This is a genomic window from Persicobacter sp. CCB-QB2 (genome assembly GCF_001274635.1).
Taxonomy (GTDB): domain Bacteria; phylum Bacteroidota; class Bacteroidia; order Cytophagales; family Cyclobacteriaceae; genus Persicobacter; species Persicobacter diffluens.
This window is the reverse complement of record NZ_LBGV01000001.1, coordinates 1,806,436-1,829,199: the sequence shown is the minus strand read 5'-3', so window position 1 is coordinate 1,829,199 and position 22,764 is coordinate 1,806,436. Positions and strand designations below refer to the sequence as shown.

General features: G+C 42.0%; 18 protein-coding genes. 4 read left to right on the top strand and 14 right to left on the bottom strand.

The features are described 5' to 3' along the window. Window positions 1-9: 9 nt before the first annotated feature. The 8 genes from NG22_RS08235 to NG22_RS08200 form a co-directional block, all read right to left on the bottom strand. Window positions 10-1,326 (bottom strand): oligosaccharide flippase family protein, encoded by a 1,317-nt coding sequence (locus NG22_RS08235; RefSeq protein WP_053405307.1) that lies wholly within the window; start codon window positions 1,324-1,326, stop codon window positions 10-12. After that, the gene (locus NG22_RS08230) at window positions 1,307-2,512 is read right to left on the bottom strand and encodes a glycosyltransferase (protein WP_082305027.1); all 1,206 of its coding nucleotides are present in this window, start codon (window positions 2,510-2,512) and stop codon (window positions 1,307-1,309) included. The genes NG22_RS08235 and NG22_RS08230 overlap by 20 nt, the downstream gene beginning before the upstream one ends. Next, window positions 2,491-4,683 (bottom strand): hypothetical protein, encoded by a 2,193-nt coding sequence (locus NG22_RS08225; RefSeq protein ID WP_053405305.1) that lies wholly within the window; start codon window positions 4,681-4,683, stop codon window positions 2,491-2,493. The genes NG22_RS08230 and NG22_RS08225 overlap by 22 nt, the downstream gene beginning before the upstream one ends. A gap of 11 nt (window positions 4,684-4,694) precedes the next feature. Next, window positions 4,695-5,435, bottom strand: a complete 741-nt coding sequence (locus NG22_RS08220; RefSeq protein ID WP_053405304.1) for a TolC family protein — start codon at window positions 5,433-5,435, stop codon at window positions 4,695-4,697. Beyond that, window positions 5,428-6,654, bottom strand: a complete 1,227-nt coding sequence (locus tag NG22_RS08215; RefSeq protein WP_053405303.1) for a sugar transferase — start codon at window positions 6,652-6,654, stop codon at window positions 5,428-5,430. Before NG22_RS08215 ends, NG22_RS08220 begins: the two co-directional genes overlap by 8 nt. Beyond that, on the bottom strand, window positions 6,647-7,081 hold the full coding sequence (locus tag NG22_RS08210; RefSeq protein ID WP_157600934.1) for a PleD family two-component system response regulator: 435 nt from the start codon (window positions 7,079-7,081) through the stop codon (window positions 6,647-6,649). Before NG22_RS08210 ends, NG22_RS08215 begins: the two co-directional genes overlap by 8 nt. A gap of 497 nt (window positions 7,082-7,578) precedes the next feature. Then, window positions 7,579-8,352 carry an NAD-dependent deacylase gene (locus tag NG22_RS08205; RefSeq protein WP_082305026.1) on the bottom strand — a complete coding sequence of 258 codons (774 nt, stop codon included), beginning with the start codon at window positions 8,350-8,352 and terminating at the stop codon, window positions 7,579-7,581. Between the two features lie 26 nt (window positions 8,353-8,378). Continuing rightward, the gene (locus NG22_RS08200; RefSeq protein WP_072159226.1) at window positions 8,379-8,963 is read right to left on the bottom strand and encodes an alpha-ketoglutarate-dependent dioxygenase AlkB; all 585 of its coding nucleotides are present in this window, start codon (window positions 8,961-8,963) and stop codon (window positions 8,379-8,381) included. A gap of 246 nt (window positions 8,964-9,209) precedes the next feature. On the opposite strand from NG22_RS08200, the gene deoC reads away from it, so the two are divergent. From deoC to deoD, 3 genes are read left to right on the top strand one after another with little or no spacing between them, the layout of a single operon-like run. After that, window positions 9,210-9,872 carry a deoxyribose-phosphate aldolase gene (gene deoC, locus NG22_RS08195; RefSeq protein WP_053405301.1) on the top strand — a complete coding sequence of 221 codons (663 nt, stop codon included), beginning with the start codon at window positions 9,210-9,212 and terminating at the stop codon, window positions 9,870-9,872. An 11-nt stretch (window positions 9,873-9,883) separates the two neighbouring features. Next, window positions 9,884-11,035 carry a phosphopentomutase gene (locus NG22_RS08190; protein WP_053405300.1) on the top strand — a complete coding sequence of 384 codons (1,152 nt, stop codon included), beginning with the start codon at window positions 9,884-9,886 and terminating at the stop codon, window positions 11,033-11,035. Window positions 11,036-11,041: 6 nt separating this feature from the next. Continuing rightward, complete coding sequence (gene deoD, locus NG22_RS08185) at window positions 11,042-11,740, top strand: purine-nucleoside phosphorylase (RefSeq protein WP_053405299.1); 699 nt, start codon at window positions 11,042-11,044, stop codon at window positions 11,738-11,740. Between the two features lie 54 nt (window positions 11,741-11,794). Here deoD and NG22_RS08180 read toward each other — a convergent pair whose 3' ends face one another. The 5 genes from NG22_RS08180 to NG22_RS08160 form a co-directional block, all read right to left on the bottom strand. Next, complete coding sequence (locus NG22_RS08180; protein WP_157600933.1) at window positions 11,795-12,508, bottom strand: hypothetical protein; 714 nt, start codon at window positions 12,506-12,508, stop codon at window positions 11,795-11,797. A gap of 24 nt (window positions 12,509-12,532) precedes the next feature. After that, window positions 12,533-12,946 carry an STAS/SEC14 domain-containing protein gene (locus tag NG22_RS08175; RefSeq protein ID WP_053405297.1) on the bottom strand — a complete coding sequence of 138 codons (414 nt, stop codon included), beginning with the start codon at window positions 12,944-12,946 and terminating at the stop codon, window positions 12,533-12,535. A 308-nt stretch (window positions 12,947-13,254) separates the two neighbouring features. After that, entirely contained in the window at window positions 13,255-14,271 is a 1,017-nt protein-coding gene (locus tag NG22_RS08170) for an elongator complex protein 3 (RefSeq protein ID WP_053405296.1), read from the bottom strand. A 78-nt stretch (window positions 14,272-14,349) separates the two neighbouring features. Continuing rightward, window positions 14,350-15,930, bottom strand: a complete 1,581-nt coding sequence (locus NG22_RS08165) for an AbgT family transporter (RefSeq protein WP_053405295.1) — start codon at window positions 15,928-15,930, stop codon at window positions 14,350-14,352. Window positions 15,931-16,115: 185 nt separating this feature from the next. Further along, a complete protein-coding gene (locus NG22_RS08160) occupies window positions 16,116-18,002 on the bottom strand; it encodes an amidophosphoribosyltransferase (protein ID WP_053405294.1) in 1,887 nt (628 codons plus the stop codon). A 196-nt stretch (window positions 18,003-18,198) separates the two neighbouring features. On the opposite strand from NG22_RS08160, the gene NG22_RS08155 reads away from it, so the two are divergent. Continuing rightward, window positions 18,199-18,399 (top strand): hypothetical protein, encoded by a 201-nt coding sequence (locus NG22_RS08155; RefSeq protein ID WP_053405293.1) that lies wholly within the window; start codon window positions 18,199-18,201, stop codon window positions 18,397-18,399. Window positions 18,400-18,462: 63 nt separating this feature from the next. Here the strand turns inward: NG22_RS08155 and NG22_RS08150 are convergent, their stop codons facing one another. Continuing rightward, on the bottom strand, window positions 18,463-22,605 hold the full coding sequence (locus NG22_RS08150) for an FG-GAP-like repeat-containing protein (RefSeq protein ID WP_172674350.1): 4,143 nt from the start codon (window positions 22,603-22,605) through the stop codon (window positions 18,463-18,465). Window positions 22,606-22,764 lie beyond the last annotated feature (159 nt).

The window sequence follows — 22,764 nt, the reverse complement described above, 5'->3', positions numbered from 1 at the left end:
TCCTTCTGTTTAACCATTTTTCAGACTTTTAATCCTTTGGCTGTATTTGAACCAAAAATGGAACAAGTGCTGTCGGTCAATGATTTTGAGGGCGCGTAATTGATGAATGCCGTAAAGCATGCCGATAAACAGGGTGTTAATCGTCACAACGGCTACCCAGTTGAGTTGAGGCAAGAATAGAAGAATGAGCACATCGCCAATGACATTGCATGAAGCCATCAATACCACTTTTTTGAGGTTGATTTGGGGGAGGTTTACGGCATCCAGGGTGATGCCGGTAAAACGATCCAAGGGTAGGAAGATAGCAGCCACGAGAAAAATCCTAAAAATAGGGTAGGTTTCCCTGTAAGCGGCTCCCCCTACAAATTCTACTAACCAGGGGGCGAGCAGGAAAGCAAGCAGAAGCATTGGGAAATAAATGATGGAGGCGAAGGTAGTGTATTGTGCAAATAACTGGCTGACTTCGGTTTTGGAATTTTGGTTGGCGGCCTTGGAGATCTTGGGCAAGGCAGTTTGTGCGAGTGCCCTCAATGGGATTTCCAGCATTTCTGTAAGCCGTAAAGGAATATTATATAAGGCGGTGGCTGCAGGCCCTAAAAAGTAATTGATTAAATAGGTGTCGGCACTTTTTAACAGATTGGAGCCTATGAGTGTCCCGATTGAAAATTTCCCGAAATTTAATAATCTTTTGATCCATTGAAATTCAGCTTTTTTGATGGCTAATACATTGGACCATCCTCCCAACAGAGCCACTAAACCTGATAAAAAAGAGGCGGCTAAATGCGCCCTGATAAGCCATTGAATGGATTGGGGTTGAAAGTAATGATACAAAAGTAAGATGGCCCACAGGCCGGTTTGTACCAGAGTGATTCTGAAAATGTGAAAAAACTTTCGATAAGTCTGGAAGCGGAAAGTAGCATAATGAAAAGGCAGGATCACTAAAGAATATAGCGGATAATAGTAGAAGAAATATTGAAAACCATCGGACACTTCTAGGGGCAACCAAAACAATAAAAGACAAGCTAAAAATACGATGCCGGAAAACAGGATGGCCAATATCCAACTACTCCCTTCAATGGGATCCCTGTCCACCTTTTCCAAACCACTGGTATATTTTACGTAGGCTGTACGCAGAAGGCCAAACCGAACCATTTCTACGAAGTTCACCGTGGTCAGGTAAATGATCCAAATCCCAAAATCGGTTTTTGAAGTGCTTCTGGCCAGCAGGGTGAAATTGAGCAAACGCATCCCAGCCAACAAGCCATTGGATAATAGAGCACCAAAATTGGTGGAGTTTTTAAATCGGTTAATAAGGAATTTGCTCATGCTGTTTGGCTAATTGCATTATCGACTCTAAGAATACGGCCCCCCGGTGTTGCCAGCTATTGTTCGCCGCAAAGGCGGCATTTTTAGCAATGCGCTCCTCAGTCAATTCTTCTAGGGCTTTTTGACAAGCCGATGCGAATTGTTCACTGTTTTGGCTAATATAAATTGTATGCTCAAAATCTTTCAGGTCCCCAAAGTCGGTGCTGACCACCTGTTTCCCTGCTGCGAGGTATTCATTGATTTTGAGTGGGTAAATATTTTTGGTGAAATCATTATGGACAAAAGGAATAAGTCCAATATGAAAATCTCGGATCTTGGCCGGGATTTCCTGAGCGTCCATATTTCCTTCATAATGGAGGTTTTTATTTTGTGCCAATAGCGTTTGAAAATGCTCAGATTTTATCGGTCCAAAAAAGTGAAATTTCCAGTGCTTGAATTGCCCGATTAAATCAGCAAGTAGGGAGTAATCCAGGCGGTCATCGATCGCGCCAATATAGAAAGCGGAGGGCGTGCTGCTTCGGTCTGATACCCGACAAAATGCCTGATGGAACAGGTCATAGTTAACCCCATTTTGTATCAGGAAGGCCGGGATTTCCTTTTTTGATTTTGTTTCTAGAAGCGGTTTTGAGCTAAAGAAGTGCGCCGCTGTTTGCGTTAAAAACTGTTCTTCCAGATAGCCCCCATGTTTCCCGGACCATTGGGTGAGTTTAATTTCATCATAGCAGTAATAGTAGTGTGGGTATTTCTTTTGAAAGTCTTCTGGATAATAAGCGCCTACAAATGGGTTAAAGGCATTGATAACGGCCAGAGGCTGAAGTTCACATTTCGTGAGATGATTTTCAAGTCGGCGGATGAGCATCCGGGCATTAACACGGGAAAAGTAATCGAACCATTTTCCTTTGGGTAAAAATTGATTGGGTAAAAAAGGAGGCGGATAGAGTACCGTGACCTCTCCTTTATCATATTGAAAGGTTTTTTGGTGTGGATTTTTTAGAATTTCAGCTAAGGGTAATCTTTTCTTGCCCAATATTCCCCTTACAACATCAATCATTGTAAAAGGGTAATTAACATACACCACGGGTATTTGGGAACTCATGACCTTCATTAATTCCAATGTGGATTTGGTGTAATTGGTATCCCAGGAAGGGAATCCTATACAAACGATTACTGGTTGTTTTTTACCCAAAACTTTTTGCTTTTTAGTTTAAGTTGAAGAATCGATTTTACAGTGGCCCTAAATTTTGATCGCTGTTTGGGGATTTCCCCAATGAGTTTTTCTATTTCAAATAAATTGATGTTGTTCAACAGGATATCAAACTGAACCGATTCCAATTGCTTGATTTTTTCGATGGCCTTAGTGTCCGCATTGGACCAACTACGATGGACATCGATGATTAGGAAGCTATGGTGAGCCTTCGCCAAAAGCTGTATAGGATATTCGAAATTTAGGATTGCCCCGAGTTCCAGAATGATGTAATCATATTCATTTTGTATATAGGGGTTTTCTAAAAATTTGTCAAAATCTTTAGACTGATGGAGCGATTTCGTCTGCTGGTAATACCAGGGTTCCAGATTTTTGCTCACTATTTTTTTGGGTTCTAAAGTGGAATTGCCATTGCGAACCAGCAGAATTTTATTGTATTCAGCCAATTGTTTACCCACTTCATAGCCAATAGTGGTTTTGCCTTCCTGCTCTCGAAGGGAAACTAAAGCTAATAGCATGGGCTTAGATTTAACAAGGGTCTGTTTTTGTCGGATATCAGCTTCAATTTGACGAGAAAGCTTCTCCTTAATTTGCACCATATCTACTCCCTTCTCGATTTTGTCCATCTGAGGTAGTCCTCCTACCACCTCAGCACCGGTAAGTTGCTGTGCCTTGTTAATGGTGGTAATCGAGGAATCCATGAAATAAGCTCCGATAATTACAGAGGCAATGAAAATGAACATGCCCATGAATCCTGCCACAATGATCAGCTTGCGCATGGATGGGTCCGGGTTGATGGGGTAAAAAGGAATATCCACCATACTGATGCTATGGCTTACCGTGAGATTTTTGAGTTTCGTTTTAGCTTTTTGGTAATCGGTTAACAGGTGGATGTAGTTTTCCTGAGCAATGAAGATATTTCGCTCGATCATTTTAATTTCCAGTTCCATTTCGGTTACACTGGCATAATCATTCCAGAAGTCGGCCAATATTCTTTTAGTTACAGCAATTTTGGATCTTAAAGCTTCTACCTCACTCATGGTGAGTGCGATTACTTCGGCATCGACGGTATTGCCGCTTTTTTGTGAAAGATTTTCAGATATTGAGCTCTCAAGTTGTTCCTTACTTCTGGCGATACGTTTTTCGAGTAATTTGACTTCTTTATCGTCTGATTGGTTGGTAATTTGAATTAAAGAAAGGCGGGCATTATCTTCTGCGAGTTTATTCTTAATTTCTAGTAATTCACTGGAGGGTTTAATTTTAATATTTTCACCACCTCCGGCTTCCAGGGCTTTTAGTTGGGCCTCTTTGGCGGAAAGTTCTATTTCATAAGATTCCTTCAGGTTGAGTAAATCGTCCCGCTTGAATTCCATGAGTTTTACATGGTCTTCCAAAACCAATATCTGATTGTCTACCTTTAGGTTTAATAGTCTTCGCTCTGCCCCTTTTAGTGCATGGTAGGTGGAGTCCACCTGCTTTCCAAAATAGGCCACTACCTGCTCAGCTTGTTGTTTTTTGAGGTTATTATAAACCTGATTGAAGGCTTTGGCCAGGAAAATTAAGGTGTTTTGAGCTATCCCGGGATCCGAGCTTGAAAACTCAAAAGACACCAAATCACTTCCCTGTAGCCGTTTTACGCTGTAACCTTTAATCGATTTAAGGGAATAGTAAGGATGGGAGCTTTGGAGTAAATCGGTTATTTCATTTTTTACAGAAGAATGTCGGAATTTGGTAAGGTTTCGATATGTTTCCGCTTCATTTCCTTTATGGACTACTTGGCTTAAGGTTTCAGGAGTAAATATGCTTTGGACTTCTTTATAGTTTTCATTTTTTAAAATAAAGGGATTTTCCTCCTTCATGGATAAATGCTGGGCCAATAATTGAAGGGAAACCTCCTCGGCCATCTTATCTGCTTTGATCAGGTTGATGGCATTGTCAAAAATGACCTGTGATAATTTATAGTTGAAGTTTCCTGCTGCATGGGTTTCAATATCGTAACCTGATGCTAGTCCCGTATAAATTTTGGAGGCAGTAGTGTAAGTGCGGACTTCATCCTTAGTTGCATAGGCAATCGCTATAGCGGTCGCTACCGGTAAAAAAACCAGGTATTTCCAGTTGGAAATGAGAAGCCGTATGAGGTTGATTAAATCCATCTTTTGCTTGCCTATTCATTATAAAAATTGATGAGAGGAAGGCCCACATATTCTTCCAAAATCAGAAATTCCATCAAAACATTCATTTTTTGTTCTTCAGAAGCAGTTTGACTGGAAGAATACGCTTTTTCTAATTTCCCCAAATCTTCGAGTGGAAGAAGGCCGGCTTCAAATTCCTGCTGCCCTTTTTTGTATGCGTAATAAGCTTCATTTTCAGTTTTGATGGTGGAGGCAAGGCCCAGTTGGGCTTTCCCAAGTGCAAAATATTGCCTTAATATGGTGGTCCGTACCTCGGTGATTCCATTCCTTAATTCTAAATTGGTTTGTTGTAATTCTAGTCGATCCTTTCGCAATTGTTTTGGGCGATTTAACAGGTCGATCAGGGAGAATTGAAAATTTATACCAAAAAGCATTCGCCCCTGGTAACCAGAGGCGCGGGTATCGCTATAAACAGGGGTTTGTCCATTGGAGATGTCATTATAAATGACTGATGTAGTATTGGTATAAAACCCCTGCGTAAAGACTTTAAAATCTTTCCATATTTCATTTCGATTGATGCGAAGTTCCAGCTCAATGCGTTCGGCCTCTATCTTTTGGATAGTCAGCAAAGGAGAATGATATTGGGCACTGTCCACCAAGGCTACCCGGTCAGGAAGTTCTTTGAAAATTTTTTCCTGATAAATTTCGATATGCTGGCCATAGCAGATCAGGGGCGCAAAAACCAAAAGATATAAAAAGAGTTTTTTAAACATTTTCAGTTTGAAGTAGGGCCGGTATGGTTTTGAGAATTAATCCCATATCATACCAAAAATTATTTTTCTCCGCGTATTCGTTGTCCAGGGCAATACGTTCCTCTTGTGACATTTCTCCCTTTCCTCTTTTGCTGACTTGCCAAAGTCCGGTAATTCCGGCCGGAGCAAAAAATCGCTTGGAGGATTGATCGGTAGTCAGTTTTTCCGCTTCATATAGTGGCAATGGGCGGTTGCCCACTATGGACATGTCTCCCTTCAAAACGTTGATTAGCTGGGGCAATTCATCAATAGAGGTATTTCGGATAAACTTGCCAATTTTCGTGATCCTGGGGTCCTTTTCTACCTTAATAAAAGTATTGAGTTTTTCTTTTTCCTTAAGGAATTGAATATGCTTTTCACATAAGATTTTCCCATTATTTGAGAAAAGGTATGGACTACAGGTTCCTTTTCCTTCTAAACAATTTTCGCAGTGATTAAAATAGGATTGTTGGTGGTTTTTGGCATATTGGTTTTGGTTTTTAATGCTGTTTAACAGTTGATCCGCCCCAATTTTCATGCTTCTAAGCTTATAGAAGTCAAAAATTTTATATCCGGCACCCACTCTTTTAGAAGCATAAAAAACGGGTCCGGGCGATTCTATGTAGATGAGTAAAATCACGACCAACAAGAGCGGACTAAGTGCCAGCAAAACAGATACGCTGACAAAAATGTCAAAGGCTCTTTTCAGTGGAGATATATGGATTTCATGTTCCTGATTTGTGTTGTGGGCGAGGTAGTTAAGTTTGTTTTTCCTGAAGTTAAAAAGGAAATTGATGCGTTTAAACAGGGAAGAAAGCTTTACTGGTTGAAAAAAAACATCATCAATTCCCAGGTCTAAGGCCTTGTAAAGAATATTCAACCTAAAGCCTTTTGTAATCAGAATAATAGGTACGCCATTATGCTGACAATAGTCTTTTAATTCCCAAAAGTGAGGATCAGCAAGCTTATCGTGCGCCTGATGGTCAAACAGGATTAATACCGCTTTTTCTTCCGTTTCGACCTGGTCTTTTATTCCAAGAAAGATATCCGAAATTTCGGAGGAATAGGCTAGCGGAATTTTTAACGCCTGTGCCTGTAATTCCAAGGGATCCAGGCGTTCTCCCAAAATAAAAAGTTTATAATTTATTTGGTGTTTGAGTTCAGAAGCTTTGGGCTGGGTGAGCAAGGGGATATTATGCATGGTATTTATATCTTTTTATATGCTCCATTAATCTTGCGATTCTTAGCTTAAGTTCATGAGGGTTAAAAGGCTTGATCATATAGTCATCTGCGCCAAGCTCCAGGCATTTAATCCTCTCCTCACTTTTTTCCCTGGCGGATAGCATAATAATCGGAATCTCTTTGTAGAAGCCGGAATTCCTTAAAATCTCAACCAGCGTATAGCCATTCATTTCCGGCATTTCAATGTCGGTCACAATTAAGTCGGGTACATTACCATCCTCCAGCCAAATCATGGCCTCCATGCCATTTCGCTTTTCAATGACTTGAAATTTCTCTTTAAGCGTGAAATTCAATAGCTTTCTGATACTGGTTTCGTCATCTATCGCTAAAATGCTCATTTTTTCAGGAGCCTCAGGTCCGGGAAAAGTAGTTTTAAGCGCTTCCATATTCATCATTTAGTATATCTAGTGCGTACCTGATGAAGCAACTAAAGGTTAGTTGTCGAATGTTGGAAAAGAATAAATTTTTAAAGAAAAGTGGGGGAGATTAAGGAGGGGAATAGATAAGAATATTTTGTTAGTCTATTCTGATGGATTCAAAGACTTTTTAGGAAAGGGAAATGGTCATTTCCTATTATGTTATTGCAGCTTGATTAAAAAATTTACATAGGTAAGGTTTTAACCTATTTTATTTACTTTTCAAGGGGTATGGGGAAATTTATCTCCTCAACAGGGAGGGGGCTTACTTTAAGCCTCGTATAGCCGCTGGGCGGAAAAATTGACGGAATGGGTTCCTTTTTTGTGTTTTTTTCAACGAAGCAGATGAATGAGGAAAAGCAAGCCTACCCCAATTGGGGTTAATGATAAATTAGTGAAACCAATATTAACAAATTGAAATAAAGTTACTTAGGGAGTGAGCTGAATTTGGCGGTGATAAATTTGGGTTAAAGTAGATCTTGTTTATCTAAAGGTGCTCCAGGAAAAAAGTTTACTACATTGACAAAAAATAGACAAAAGCCGATTCTTGACTCAATTAAATAGTAGCTTTTCCAGAATGAGCTCCATGCCATTGGTAGCTTTTTCATTAAAAACATGAAAAAGCGGGGGAGGCGTAGTTGCCGTGCATTGGGATCCACTAAATACACTTCTGCATTTGATGGCCTGTAATCGATAAGGCCAGCGGCAGGATAAACCTGTAAGGAAGTGCCAATGATGATGACGATATCTGCAGTGGAAATTTCCTCGGCCGCTACTTCAATCATTGGGACTGCCTCTCCGAACCAGACGATATTGGGTCGTAATTGGCTACCTAATGGGCACAAATCGCCTATTTCGATTCCCTTATCCGGAATTTCGAAAATTAAATTTTCATCTATGGAGGAGCGGGAGGTGAACAGGTTCCCATGTAGGTGAATGACATTCGAGCTGCCGGCAGCCTCATGTAAATGATCTACATTTTGGGTAATGACCTGAACCTCATACCTTGCTTCTAATTGTTGAAGAGCCCGATGGGCAGAATTGGGTTGGGCTAATTTAGCTTGTTTTCTCCTTTCATTATAAAAATTTAAAACCAGCTGTGGATCCCGCTCCCAGCCTTCCGGGGTGGCCACCTCGGTGACGTTATGTCCTTCCCAAAGCCCGTCAGAATCCCGGAAAGTTTTTAATCCGCTTTCCGCACTGATGCCGGCTCCGGATAGTACAACTATTTTTTTCTTCATACCTGCAATTTGTTGAACAATTGATATTACTGCAATATTTGTCGAAAAGTTAAATTTATCCGGATTTCTGTAATTTTTTTTTGAACGGGTATCTGGTGGTAAAAATGTTCCTGACAACCCTTTCCCATAATCAGCAGCATCCCGTCTTCTAGTTGGATGGCGTATTTTTCTTTTGGATTTTTTTTTGACTTAAAATCCATGCGTCTGCTTGCTCCAAGGTTCAAAGAGGCGATCACAGGTTCCGGGCCTAATTCTTTTTCATTATCGGCATGCCAACCCATTTTATCCAGGCCGTTATTGTATCGATTCAAAAGCACTGAATTGAACGCCTGACCTGCTTTTGATTCAATTTGCGCTTTAATATCTAAAAGGGAAGGAAGCCAGGGCGCTGCCGCATGAATCTGTCCTGAATATTTGTAATGGATTCCCTCATCACCGAGAAATGCGGTTAATCGTGGTACCGGATAAATTTTCCCAAAAACTTTTACCTGAGTTTTTTCCCAGGCAATTTCATTCTCCAATATGTCAAATAAGAGGGAAGATTGACGCCTGTTTAGGAAGTTTGGGAATAAAGTTAGATTTAGGCCGGTAAGGGGATTTAAATATTCCAATTTATTAATCAATTGATTTATTTAGAAGTTAATCAATAAAAGTGAATTAGAGGTGAATGGAGTCAAGGTTAATAGGTCGTTAAATCAGTTTTATGAAATAAATCTTAAGAAGTGAAATTTATATAATCTGAAGATTTTGATTAGATTTGCTCATCAAAATAAGGTTATGGCGTTGCACCTCACTTCATGATAAATAACCTGTGATCCCCTAAGCGCCAATCATGTATTAATCCAAATATATTTATTATGGAAGTTAGTCAATATATCGATCACACGATACTTGCAGCTAATGCAACAGAGGAACAAATCAAACAATTGTGTAAAGAGGCAAAAGAATATAACTTTTTCTCTGTTTGTGTAAATTCAGCCTATGTACCTTTGGCTAAACAGGAAGTGGCCGGATCAGGTGTGGCGGTGTGTTCGGTAGTTGGATTTCCCTTGGGGATGATGTCTACCGCTGCTAAAGTGTTTGAAACGAAGCAGGCAATTGCGGACGGTGCAGATGAAATTGATATGGTGATCAATGTAGGCTGGTTGAAAGATGGGAAAAACGATCTGGTAAGAGAGGAGATCAGCCAGATTAAGGCAGCTTGTGGTGATCGGGTGTTAAAAGTGATCATTGAGACTTGTTACCTTACGGATGAGGAGAAGAAAGTAGCCAGTGAGTTATCCGTGGAAGCTAAAGCGGACTTCGTGAAGACCTCAACAGGTTTTGGAACAGGAGGAGCCACTTTTGAGGATATCCAGATTATGAAGGATGCGGTGAACGGACAAGCCAAATTGAAAGCATCCGGAGGTGTGAGATCTAAGGAAGTCGCAGAAAAGTATATTGCAATGGGGGTGGATCGTTTAGGAACCAGCTCCGGAATTAAAATTGTGAAGGGCGAGACTTCTACTTCAGGCTATTAATTGCTGGCGAGATGAAAGATATTAATCGTATCGTACTAATCGTATTGGATTCGGTCGGTGTGGGCTTTGCCGCTGATGCGGATGAATTCGGCGATTTGGGAGCCAACACCGTAGGTCATATTGCGGATGCGGTAGGCTTGAATGTTCCGAATATGGAGCGTTTGGGTTTGGGGCATTTGGGTAATTTTAAAGGGATAACTGCGGTAGATTACCCGGAAGGAGCTTTCGGAAAGGCGAAAGAAGTTTCCAAAGGAAAAGATACTACAACAGGGCACTGGGAAATTGCCGGCCAGATTTTAGAACAGGCTTTTCCCACCTATCCAAATGGTTTTCCGAAGGAAATCATTGAGGAATTTGAATCCAAAACGGGAAGAAAAACCATTGGAAATAAGGTGGCTTCCGGTACGGAGATCATTATGGAATTGGGCGATTTCCATGTGGCCAGCGGTGATTTGATTGTATATACGTCTGCAGATTCTGTTTTCCAAATTGCAGCGCATGAAGAAATTGTCCCCTTAGAAGACTTATATCGCTATTGCGAAATTGCAAGAGAGATGCTGGATGTGGGTCGAGTGATTGCCCGCCCATTTATTGGAAAAAGTGGCGCTTACCAGCGTACTTCCGGACGACATGATTATGCCCTGGAGCCTGCAGATAATATGATGTCGAGACTGCAAGCCGCCGGACAGGATGTACGTGCTGTTGGTAAAATCTCTGATATTTTTGCCGGAAAAGGGGTGACCCATACGGTTTCTACTAAGGATAATCAGGAAGGGATTGATCGTACCCTAGAGTGGATAAAGGAAGATTTTCAGGGCTTGATTTTCACTAATCTTGTGGATTTCGATATGCATTTTGGACATAGAAGAGATGTTCATGGGTATAAGAATTGCTTGGAAGAATGGGATGCCCGGATTCCGGAGCTTTTGGAAGCGATGCGTGAGGATGATTTACTAATTATTACTGCAGATCATGGTAACGACCCGATCTTTAAAGGGACGGATCATACGCGCGAGCATATTCCGATTTTAGTGGCTGGTCGAAAAGTAGATGCGGTGGACATTGGCTTCCGCCAGACCTTCAAAGATATTGCAGATACAATTGAACATGTTTTAATGGGTGAGGAGAAAAGTGGTTCTTTTGCCCCTGAAATTTTGAGTTAAGAAATTATGAGTGTACATATTGGCGCCCAAAAAGGGGAAATTGCAGAAACTGTTTTGATGCCCGGAGATCCCCTTCGTGCAAAATTTATCGCGGAGAACTTTCTGGAGGATGCAGTTTGTTACAATGAAGTCAGAGGGATGTATGGCTACACCGGAACGTACAAAGGAAAGCGGATTTCTGTTCAGGGTTCTGGTATGGGCTTGCCTTCTATCAGTATTTATGGTCATGAATTGATCAACGAATATGGCGTTAAGAAATTGATTCGTGTAGGGAGCTGCGGTTCTTTTCAGCCTCACGTTAAGGTGCGTGATATTGTTATCGCGCAGGCTGCTTCTACCAATGCCTCCGTTAACCGAAACCGTTTTAAAGGGATGGATTTCGCTCCTGTTGGAGATTTTGATATGCTGATGGGTGCTGTTGCCAAGGCGATGGATATGGGCATAAACCCACATGTAGGGAATATTCTTTCTTCGGATATTTTCTATGATGATGATCCAAATGCGTGGAAGCTTTGGGCAGAGTATGGCGTGTTAGCGGTAGAAATGGAGACTACGGCGCTTTATACGCTTGCGGCTAAGTTTGGGGTGAAGGCTTTAACCGTTCTAACGGTTTCAGATTCTTTAGTCACGCATGAGGCGCTTCCGGCAGAAGACAGAGAGAAGACATTTACCCAGATGATGGAAATCGCATTAGATATTGCATAAATAAAAAAGGGAGGCTTTTCGGGGCCTCCTTTTATGTTAGATAAATTTAGTCAATTAGGGGTGTTTTCCTACCGGAACGGGGATGCTCCATTGATTAAACATTTTTTCAAAACCATCGAATATATAGTCGATCGTTTCAATGGATTCAATAGCGGTTTGCCCGTCACATTGAATTTTTTGAAGTGTCTTCAGATCACTTTCAATCCACAAGGGGCTTTCATGTGCTTCTTCGGCCATTTGGTGTGCGTTTCCAAAATAAGACAGGGAATTCATTTTGCCCATTTGCTCAATCACCGGAGCCATGACATCATTGAAAGATTCAAAGGCCGACTCCAATACTTGAATGAGGACTAATTTTTGAAAGGGATGATCATTGGATTCCTCTGCGACCTTCATGCATTTGTATAGGTGCTTCCGAACCGGATACCAATCTCTTTGGTAAATTTCTGAGGAAGTGGGTGGGAAGCTGAAGAATCCTGCATTGGCCAATTTTTCACAATCCTCCAAATACCAAATCCAATGGTGGGCGTCTTCTTTACAATGTTGATTAATTTCATCTTGTAAAGGGCTTTGGAATGAATGATCTTCTAATTCCAGTAGGATGTCACGAAATCCTAAAACAAAGAAGTACATTTTGGGAGCAAAGGAAATTTTTTCTTCCGTTGGCACCTTTGGGTTTTTCATCCAATGGCAAAAGGGATTATGATCCAACTGGACTTTTCTTTGGGACAGATGTTTAACCACCTCCACAATATTATTTTCAATCATAAAATAAGCGTTGGTGAACATCTATTATTGATTTAGCCAATTGAGTGCCTCAGCCTCTGATTTAAAGTAGTTTATCGTGATTTTCCCTACAATTTCCTCCACTGTATTGGCCGCTTGAGCGGAAGCCTTTCCGAAGGGATTGTCTGGCTCGATAAAGGCCATTTTTGTCAGCTTGGTGGAAAGGGCTTTGGGGAACCACTCATGCTTTATCCAATCTTGGTTTTCTGCCCGAAGTACTTTCAGTCGTTCAGTATCCACGAGAAGGCGGGTGGTGTTGGTGCTTTTCAGTGTTTCAATGGTTTTTAGGCCGATGTTTTGGAATTCCTCCGAGGAAAGGAAACCAACATAAATGGCACGAACAAGATTTTGCTCTTTGTCGAAAAAGCAATTTGGTTCATTTGTGCTGTCTTTTTTGAGTTTATTAGGGGTAATTTGCATAGTAATTGAATGTTGTGCCCTGATCTAACATTCAATTTTAAATTTAGATTTTTGTCTCAAAGATCCCATTATGTAGGATTATTTACTTTTTGGTAGCCGAAGTTTTGGCTAATCTTTAGGGCGTCGAATGTATTAAACCCCTCTTTTAGGCTCTAAAAGCGTAATTTTATTAAAGAATAAGGTAACCTTAATTTCCTTTTGGCTTGTTAATTTTGGCCACTATTAAAATTCATAAATGTATTTTTTCAGTGATTTATTCTCAAAATGGCCGAAAATTGTTTGCGCAAAACGACAGGTTGTTGCGCGGTTTATTTTTTAACCAAAGAAAAATTGAAGGCGGAAAGATTAGCGTCTGCCACGAATTTGGCTTGAATTCCTTCCTTCTTTAGGTAATTCCGGTTTTGTGCTTTAAAACCAACGGCATAATTCAATTGGTTTGGAGGAACGGATATTAGTACTTGTGGCGCTTTTTGGGCATGCATGGCCAGGGCAGGTTTTAGAATATTTCCCCAAATTCTACTCAGTACCAATTCTTTAAAGGAGGGATGAAAAGGCCCGGCGACCATCGCTTTCCCTGACCTCAAATCGTCTGAAGGGTGTAATCCGGTGCGTAAAACTTTTATGCCAGCTGCTTCAAAAAGGGGTAGAATTTCTGCCACCCAATTCACGGCATCCTCTAGTTCCAGTGGTTGGTAGCGATTGGTTTTGTAAAGCCGATGCAGGGCGGTATTGGGGATAATCAGGGTAGGATAGATTCTGGTAGTTTCTGCACCCAACTTAATGATTTCTTTGGCGGTGAATAAAGCCTTTTCCAGCGTATCTTCGGGCAGGCCAATCATCATTTGAAGGCCCAGTTCGAAATCATATTTTTTGATCAGGGCGACCGCATCATAAACGTCCTGTATGGAATGGCCGCGAGCGGTTCTCTTTAGCACCAGGGGATCCATGGACTGTGCCCCTAATTCAATCGCCGTTACGCCAAATTTTTGAAGACGATTCAGGATTTCTTCATCAATATAATCAGGGCGAGTAGAGAGGCGAATGCCATGAACTTTTCCCGCCTTCAAATAAGTATGCGCGGCGGATAAGTATGCCTCCTGCTGCTCAGCCGGTATTCCGGTAAAGCTACCTCCGAAAAAAGCAATTTCAATTTCCGCTTTACCGGCATCCATGGTTTGCAGATAGGATTCGATAATGGTGGGCACTTCTTCCGGTGCCGGGACTTCCTCCTCTCCGCTGATTTGCACCTGATCGCAAAAGACACATTGGTGTGGGCAAGCCAGCTCTGGAATAAAGATGGGGATATTATAATGCTTTTTTTTCACGGGAGTTTGATTGTTTGGGCAAAAATAATGCTTTTCCTTAAAAGGAAAATCCCCAACCGAAACAGCTGGGGATTTTTTTTATTGAACAGGAATGTTTTGAGGCAGGGAATAAATTAATGGTGCATCCGGCCCGATCGGTAACGCAAATAACATCCAAACCACCAGCAGCGCCGTCCACACCAGCATAAAGACGATGGTGTAGGGGAGCATGGTGGAAATAATGGTGCCGATACCTGCATTCTTATCATATTTTTGCATGAAGGCGACAATGAGCGCAAAGTAGGACATCATGGGGGAAATAATATTGGTCACCGAGTCTCCAATGCGGTAAACTACTTGCGTTAATTCCGGGGATAAACCAATCAGCATAAACATGGGAATGAATACGGGTGCCATTAAGGTCCACTTGGCGGAGGCAGATCCCATCACCAGGTTGATTAAGGCCGTGATGAAAATAAAGCCGATCATTAAAGGAATTTTCGCCACCATAGAAGTAGTTTCTCCATCAGGGGTACCGATAATGCCTTGCAGGAATTCTGCTCCTTTTACAGCTACGATCATTCCCAGATTGGTCCATTTAAAGTAAGCCACAAACTGGGCGGCAAAGAAAACCAATACAATATAGATGCCCATGGTTTTCATGGATTCTCCCATGCCGTTCATGATATCGGCATCGTTTTTTATCGTTCCGGCGCCTTTTCCGTAAGCAATACCGCAAGTGGCAGCAATCAGGAAAATAAAGGATACAATCCCTTTCATTAATGGTGACCGAAGTACGTCTCCGTTGGCACCTCTTAAAAATCCTTCTTCAGGAATAATGCCCACTAAAATAATCGCTAGCCATGCAATGGAAACCAAAGTAGCATAGCGCAATCCTTTTTTCTCCGCCGGGCTCAATGGTTTTACTTCTTCCTTTTCTGCATCTCCTTTATATTCTCCAAGTCTGGGGATCACGATTTTTTCAGTAACAAAGGTGCCGGCTAATGCGATGAAGAAAGTAGAAACGAACATGAAATAATAATTGGCGGCCGGGTTTACGGTATAGGTCGGGTCAATGATCTGTGCTGCTTCCTCTGAAAGTCCTGAAAGCAGCGGGTCAATCGTGCCCAAAAGCAAGTTCGCGCTATATCCTCCGGAAACTCCGGCAAAGGCAGCAGCCAGTCCGGCCAGGGGGTGTTTCCCAAAGGCATGGAAAATGATGGCTGCCAAAGGGACCAATAATACATAGCCGACTTCCGAGGCGGTATTGGAAATAATACCCGCAAAAACGACCACAAAAGTGATAATGGATTTTGGAGAACGAACCACTAATAGACGAATGAGGGCACCGATGAGGCCACTTCCCTCCGCAATTCCTATGCCCAGCATAGCAACCAGCACCACGCCTAATGGGGCGAAGCCCGTAAAGTTTTTCACCATATTGGTGAGCATCATGTGGAGTCCCTCTACGGAGAGAAGGCTGAAGGGCTCAATAATTTCATTAGTAGTTGGGTTTTTGGCAATAAAATCCAGTTCAGCCATAATGCCAGAAAGGATAATTACCATAAAAGCCAAAATGGCAAATAAAGATGCCGGGTGTGGTAGAGCATTACCTACTTTCTCAATGGTCCCCAAAAATGAATTGACCAATCCCCCCTTTTTCGAAGCCTGCTGCGCCATGCGTATAATCTGTTGTTTAAATGAAAAAATTGTCCTGTTTTTAATGATCGCAAATATACTCTTTTGGCGAGGAATCAATGCTTTTTTTAAGGGGGAATGTTATAAAATTCGGCGTGTTTTAGATTATCTGATATAAAAAAAGGCCATCCGGAAATGAATGGCCTTTTGAGAAGTATGTTTAACTACTAATAGGAACGCTCTTCGCTGTTCTCCATAAATAGTTTAAATGCTTTATTTACTACGCGATTTCCACCTGCGGTAGGATAGTTTCCAGTAAAGTACCAGTCACCCGTATGTTCCGGACAAGCTTTGTGCAGATTGTCCACGGTTTGGAAAATGACTTCCACTTCAGATTCCATCACCTTCGGAGTCACGATTTCCGCTACCTTTTTAGAGATTTGCTCATCTGTAAATGGTTCGTAAATCGCTTTCACATAGTTCTCTTTGGTCAAATCCTGCTCATTCTCAATGATTTTTTGATAAACATCCTTCAGAATTTGAGACTGACCGCTTTCTTCCAACAATTCCAAAGTAGCGCGGAAAGCAATGAATTCTTTCATACGCGACATATCAATTCCGTAACAGTCTGGGAAACGGATTTGAGGAGCAGAAGAAACGATGACCACTTTTTTCGGTCTCAGCTTATTCACCAAAGTCAAAATTGATTTCTCCAAAGTAGTACCACGAACGATAGAGTCATCGATGATGACCAAAGTATCTTTACCTTTTTGAACCACCTCGTAAGTGGTGTCATAAACATGGGCTACTAACTGATCGCGGTGATCATCATCAGCAATAAAAGTACGCAACTTAGCGTCTTTGATTACCAATTTTTCAATGCGAGGGCGGAAGGTTAATACCTTTTTCAGGGCCTCCACATCATTGGAATATTTTTGAACAGCTCTTAAACGTTCTTCAACCAGATAGTTGTCTACCGCTTCTGTCATTCCCAGGAAAGAAATTTCCGCCGTATTCGGAATGAAAGAGAAAACGGTATTTTCTAAATCATGGTCAATGGCCTTCAAAACCTGTGGAATCAATAATTTCCCAAGGTCTTTTCTTTCCTGATAAATATTTGGATCAGAGCCACGAGAGAAATAAATGCGTTCAAAAGAACATGACTTTTTCGGAAGGCTGTCAATGAAAGGTACTACTTTATATTCAGCGTCCTTATCAATGATCAGGGCATGAGCTGCCGGAATTTCTTTGATCTGATCATAGTCAATATCAAAAGCCGTTTTGATGGCAGGCTTTTCAGAAGCCACCACAATCACCTCATCATCCGCATAGTAATAGGCCGGACGGATACCTGCAGGATCACGCGCTACAAAAGCACCACCGTATCCCGTCATACCGGCCATGGCATATCCACCATCCAAATCCTTACAAGAGCGTTGCAGTACGCCCTGTAAATCAATTTGTTCTTCAATAATGGCATTGATGGACTGATTGTCGTACTTGTCTTTGTTTTCATCAAACAGACGCTGTACTTCCATATCCAGAAAATGACCGATTTTTTCCATTACGGTAACGGTATCGATCTTTTCTTTTGGGTACTGTCCAAGGCTTACCAGTCTGTCGAATAGCTCATCTACATTGGTCATGTTGAAGTTACCGGCAACGACCAGGTTGCGGCTTCTCCAGTTGTTTTGACGCAAGAATGGATGACAATTTTCAATGCTGTTTTTCCCGTGGGTACCATAGCGTAAATGCCCTAGCCACATCTCTCCGGTGAAGGCAGTGTTCTCCTTCATCCATTGGGCATCCATATAACCTTCTTCATCGATTTTTTTTGCCTTATTGTATTTTTTGGCAATTTTTTCAAAAATCTCCTGAATGGGTTTTTCGGCTACCGAACGGTAACGGCTGATGTATCGGCTTCCTGGAGGAAGATCCAATTTAATGTTGGCTACCCCAACTCCATCTTGTCCACGGTTGTGTTGCTTTTCCATTAATAGGTAAAGCTTACTCATTCCGTAGGAAGGGGTTTTGTACTTGTCGTAATAATACTGAAGTGGTTTGCGCAGACGGATCATTGCAATACCGCATTCGTGTTTAATTGCGTCGCTCATCCTCGTTTTTGTGTGGCTTTGGGTTAAAAATTACCCTAGAATATGAAACCATGCGCAAAAATATTCCATTTAATGTTTTTTGGCACATGGTTAATCAGTTTTTTTTTAATAAATCGGATTTGAAGCTGATTTAGACTATTTATCACCATATTTGTGCCGAAAGGTAATTTTTAAATTAAAAAAGTGATTAAATGTTATGGGGATTTCAACGATAAATGTCAGAGTAGGTAAAAACTATCAATTGACTAATTTCGGGGAAAAACTACAATTTCAGGTTTTGGAAATCTTCAGTAATACGGATTTTCTTTGCAAAGACCTGAATACCATGGAAGAATACCATTTTGAAGAATTGGTGGCTTATGGGAAGGGTAATGATTATGAGTTGGAGGAATTATAGGGGTATTTGCACCAAACTATCTGGAATTTCAACTGCACATACCCCCATTATCCAAAGCAAAAATTATTCTACCAATATCCTGGCAGATACAATCGCGCCGGTGCGGCTTTTAGCTTTGACCACGTACATGCCGGTCATCAAACCCTGAAGGTTCAGGCTGATTTCCTGACTAATTTCTCCCATAGTGGAATTCACTAGTCTGCCTTGCAGGTCAAAAATGGCCATGCTTTGAATTTCATCCGCCACTTCATAGGCCAGATCTTTACGGATGAGTCGGGCGGAAACTTCTCCCCGCGCCGGATTTGGGAATAGCAGCAGTTGAAGTTGAGGCGGGTTTTCAGTGTATTTTATGGTATGGAGGGTGGTGTTGGTAATGATCGGATCCTCAAAGTCAAAGACGATAGAAGCATTGTTGAGAATGACTTCTCCACCCAGCAGTGTTGGTTTGGCTTTTATTTCATATTTAATAAAACCATGGCTTTCCGGTTCGTTACGATTACTATCCGGTAAGTTAATATTGAGGAAATTTACTGAAAAATGGCCCGTACTATCCAGGGAGTAATTGTATGAGTGGCTGGCGCTGATTACTCTGAAGGAATTCAAATCCAACATTTCCGATAATTGATTTTTGATGTAAACATTAGTGGCCCACCAGGTGCCCACATTTTGAAATCGGATGGTGTAGATCAGGCTTTGGTTTTTATTAATGTATCCTTGTTCTCCATCTCCCCCCGGGCTAACTAATATATCATTCGGGTCTATTGCTCCCACAATTTCATTACTTTCACTAAAGGTGTTATTCGCCGGGTTCAGGTCTGTACCCTCCGAGGTCAGGTTAATGCTAACCGGGTAAACATCTCCTACTGAACTTTCGAGGGTAACATAATCCGTGAGCTGAATGTACATTTCACTTCCCATTTCCAATAGGGATATATTCCAGGTGTAGGTGTTGCCACTTTGGGAGTCCCAGGGAATACTGGCAGATTCAATTATCACTTCAGGCGGATAGGTAACCGTCAATGTAACATTGGTGGCGTCTGAGGTTCCTACATTGGCGATATAAATGTCGGAAGTATTGGTGAAACCTCGCCTCCACGCGGTGCTTCCGTAGGAAACGCATAGGTCATAATTAGTGCTTCCGGTGCTTAGCCCCAGGTTTTTGGTGTAAACCGTATTGATATCGGACCCCACCGTGAGGGAACCACTACAGTTTAAATTCCAATAATCGCTGTCCAGATTATAATTATAGGAACCACTTTCGATATAAAACTGGTAATTACCTTCCGAATCGGTTGAGATTCTCATGCCCGAGGGGCTTAGGGTAAATTGTGCATGGGCAATGGGGCTTTCTCCTTCGTCCATAACGCAGTTCCCGTTTTCATCATGATAGGCGGTCCCTTGTACCAAGCTGGCATTTTGCTCGGAGATGGTAATGAACTGGTCGGCAGGAATATTGGTCTCGTATTGGGTATAGCCGGAAGGCCATTTTATCACGATGGAATCAATTGAGGTGGCACAGGCCAGACCAAAATGTTGCCTTAAGCTATTGGGACTACCAAATCCGGATTGGGCCTGTACTTCTCTGGTTTGCCACTTTCCGTCGCTTTTTACCCGAATACGCGCGCCTATAGCCGAGCGATTACTATTAGTTCCTTTCAGAAGAATATTGGACCAGTGATTGGCATTTCCCTGATTACAAAAGAGGTGATTGACTTCATTGCCATGGGTGAATACCGCCACATCCAGAAATCCATCCTTATTGAAATCCGCCCAGCTGTGCCCAAAGCTGCTTCCATAGTTTTGGTTGAGCAGACTTACACTATTGATAAATGTGCCATTGTCGTTGTAGTACAGCTTTTTTTCTTCACTATCATTGGTTACATATAGGTCTAAATCGCCATCATTATCCACATCTGCCCAGCTAATGCCATGACTATTTCCCTTATCGGTGGCAAAAACGCCCGAATTAATCCTGGTAAAAGTACCGTTTCTGTTATTTCTGTAAAGCTGATTAACTTGGTTGGAGGAATTGGCCACCACCAGGTCCAGCCAGCCATCATTATCATAATCGCCCCAGGCCGCACCAACGGAGTTGAATTTATCGGTGACAATAGCTCCGGAGGTAATTTTCTCAAATTGTCCGTTCCCTAAATTTTTGAAGAGGGAGTTTCCCTGATTATTTCCATTTGGAATAAAAAGATCCGGCAGGCAATCATTGTTGTAATCCCCCCAAATGGGAGCCATGGCACGTTGATTCTCAAGGCTGATGGGCGAATTTTGCATTCTGCTGAATGTGCCATCTCCATCATTGTGATAGAGGTGATGGAATCGGGTAGGGAAGAAATTCGTCAGGACTAAATCCACATACCCATCATTGTCATAGTCCGCCCAGGCGGCTCCATGGAAATATTCCGGGCTGGCGTAAATGTCGCTATTGGTAATTTTATTGAATTGTCCGCCGGATGCTCCTTTCAGTAAACTACTGCTCACTTGAGTGGCATTGGTTAAAAAACCATCAATAAAGTTGTCATTATTATAATCTGCCCAGCTACCACCAGTGGTGGGGCCTAAAATATTACTAATGGCCGTGTTGGTGACTGAGGTAAAGGATCCATCGCCATTATTTCGGTACAATTTACCTGCCTGGTTTTTGTTTTTATTAGCAATGAAGAGATCCTCATCATTATCATTGTCATAGTCCATCCAGGCACCATTCCAGCTGTCCATGATATCACTGGCCAGGGCCCCACTGGCGCAAGACTGAAAACTTACGCCCTGTACCGGACATTGGAAATTATTATTATCTCCACCGGAGCTCACTCCTGTGGCTTCTGAGTCGGTATTGTTGGAGAGTTCGGAATCGGTACCGATGGAGGTTACGGATACACTATTACAAACATCTTCACTACCATTACACTGATCTCCTCCGGTACCGGTAAAGCCACTGCTACTTATGATTTCTACCTGGTAAGTCAAAGTGGCGATCTCTCCGATATCCATATAGGAGGTGGTAAGTATCAGACTGTTATTTTGTTGAGTTAAAGTCCAACTATCTCCGGTATTGTCAGAGATCATGAGTGAACCAGGCACATAGGCTGTATTGGCATCCAGATTATCGATGATTTCAATGGCATTGGCCACGGCATTTCCATCGTTGCTGATGGTTAGGGTGTAGGTGATGTTGTCCCCAATGGCAATGGGGTCCTCGGCATCTGTTTTGGAAACAGTCATATTTACATCTGCCGTCAGGAAATCTCCTACCTGTAGGAGGGGAATCTCCTGATTACCGGTATTGATGCTGGTTTTTTGCGTTTCGCAGGAGCCGATCAGGCTGGCTCCGGAAAGCCGGGTTTTTACATTTCCCCCCAAAGTTTCCGGGACATAATTTTGCAATACCAGCCAAAGCTCCACGATAATTTCATCACCGGGATCTAAGCCTGTGATGTCCACGGTAGTTTCAATCGTATTGCCGTTTAAAAGCCAGGAAAAATTGGACACGTTGGCGGAGGTACCGTTGTCTATCAGTCCGGGATCTGTTCCGGCATCTACAAAAGCAGCGATTAATCCCGCATTTTTGTCGAAACCAAATGGGTGTCCGTTTGTGGTTACGGATAAGAATTCTCCATTTATTTGAATCTGATCGTTATTACAGGCACCATTGGCATCTGCCCGAATTTGATATTCAAAAGCGACGATCTGTCCCAAACCTAAGAATGGAGGTTGCAAAGATTCTATTGTTTGACTATGGCTGGTATTGCCTAAAGGACTGATTATCCGCCCGGAAGGATAATTGCTTTGAGAATCATACATAATGCGATCATAAATCGCGGGATCATAGGCGCTAAAATCAATAGAATAATCCCCGGAAGCATCGTTAAATGTGGTCGTCGCAATACGAGAGGAATACCCACCCTGGGCAGAAAGTTGAAAGGTGACGCCTAAGTCTGAATTTTGAACCAAATAAAAGGGCTCAGCAAATTGTCCCAGGGCATTGGCATAGAGTGTGGTATCTTTGTTTAAATGCCTATTCGGGAACTCTTCCAAATAGAACCGTACTTTTTCAAAGGGATTCCAACCCTTTCCGGTGAGTATTACGGTTTCGCCTGGCATATAATCTACCTTATCAGTGGAGATGATCTGACCATGAGCCATATTGGCTGAAATCAGGAACAGGTAAAGAAAGAATCCAAAATAGCGCAAGTTCATAGCCTTTAAGTTTTTTCTTAAACGATTCAATAGCCAAGCCATTTTGAAAAAAGGGGGATTGGAGCGAATTAAGAGGGAATCGGCTTATTTCACTTGTCCAAAATTTGGAATCTTTCCACTCTTCAGACGCATAATAATCCTTAAAAGGGGCTTCAGTTC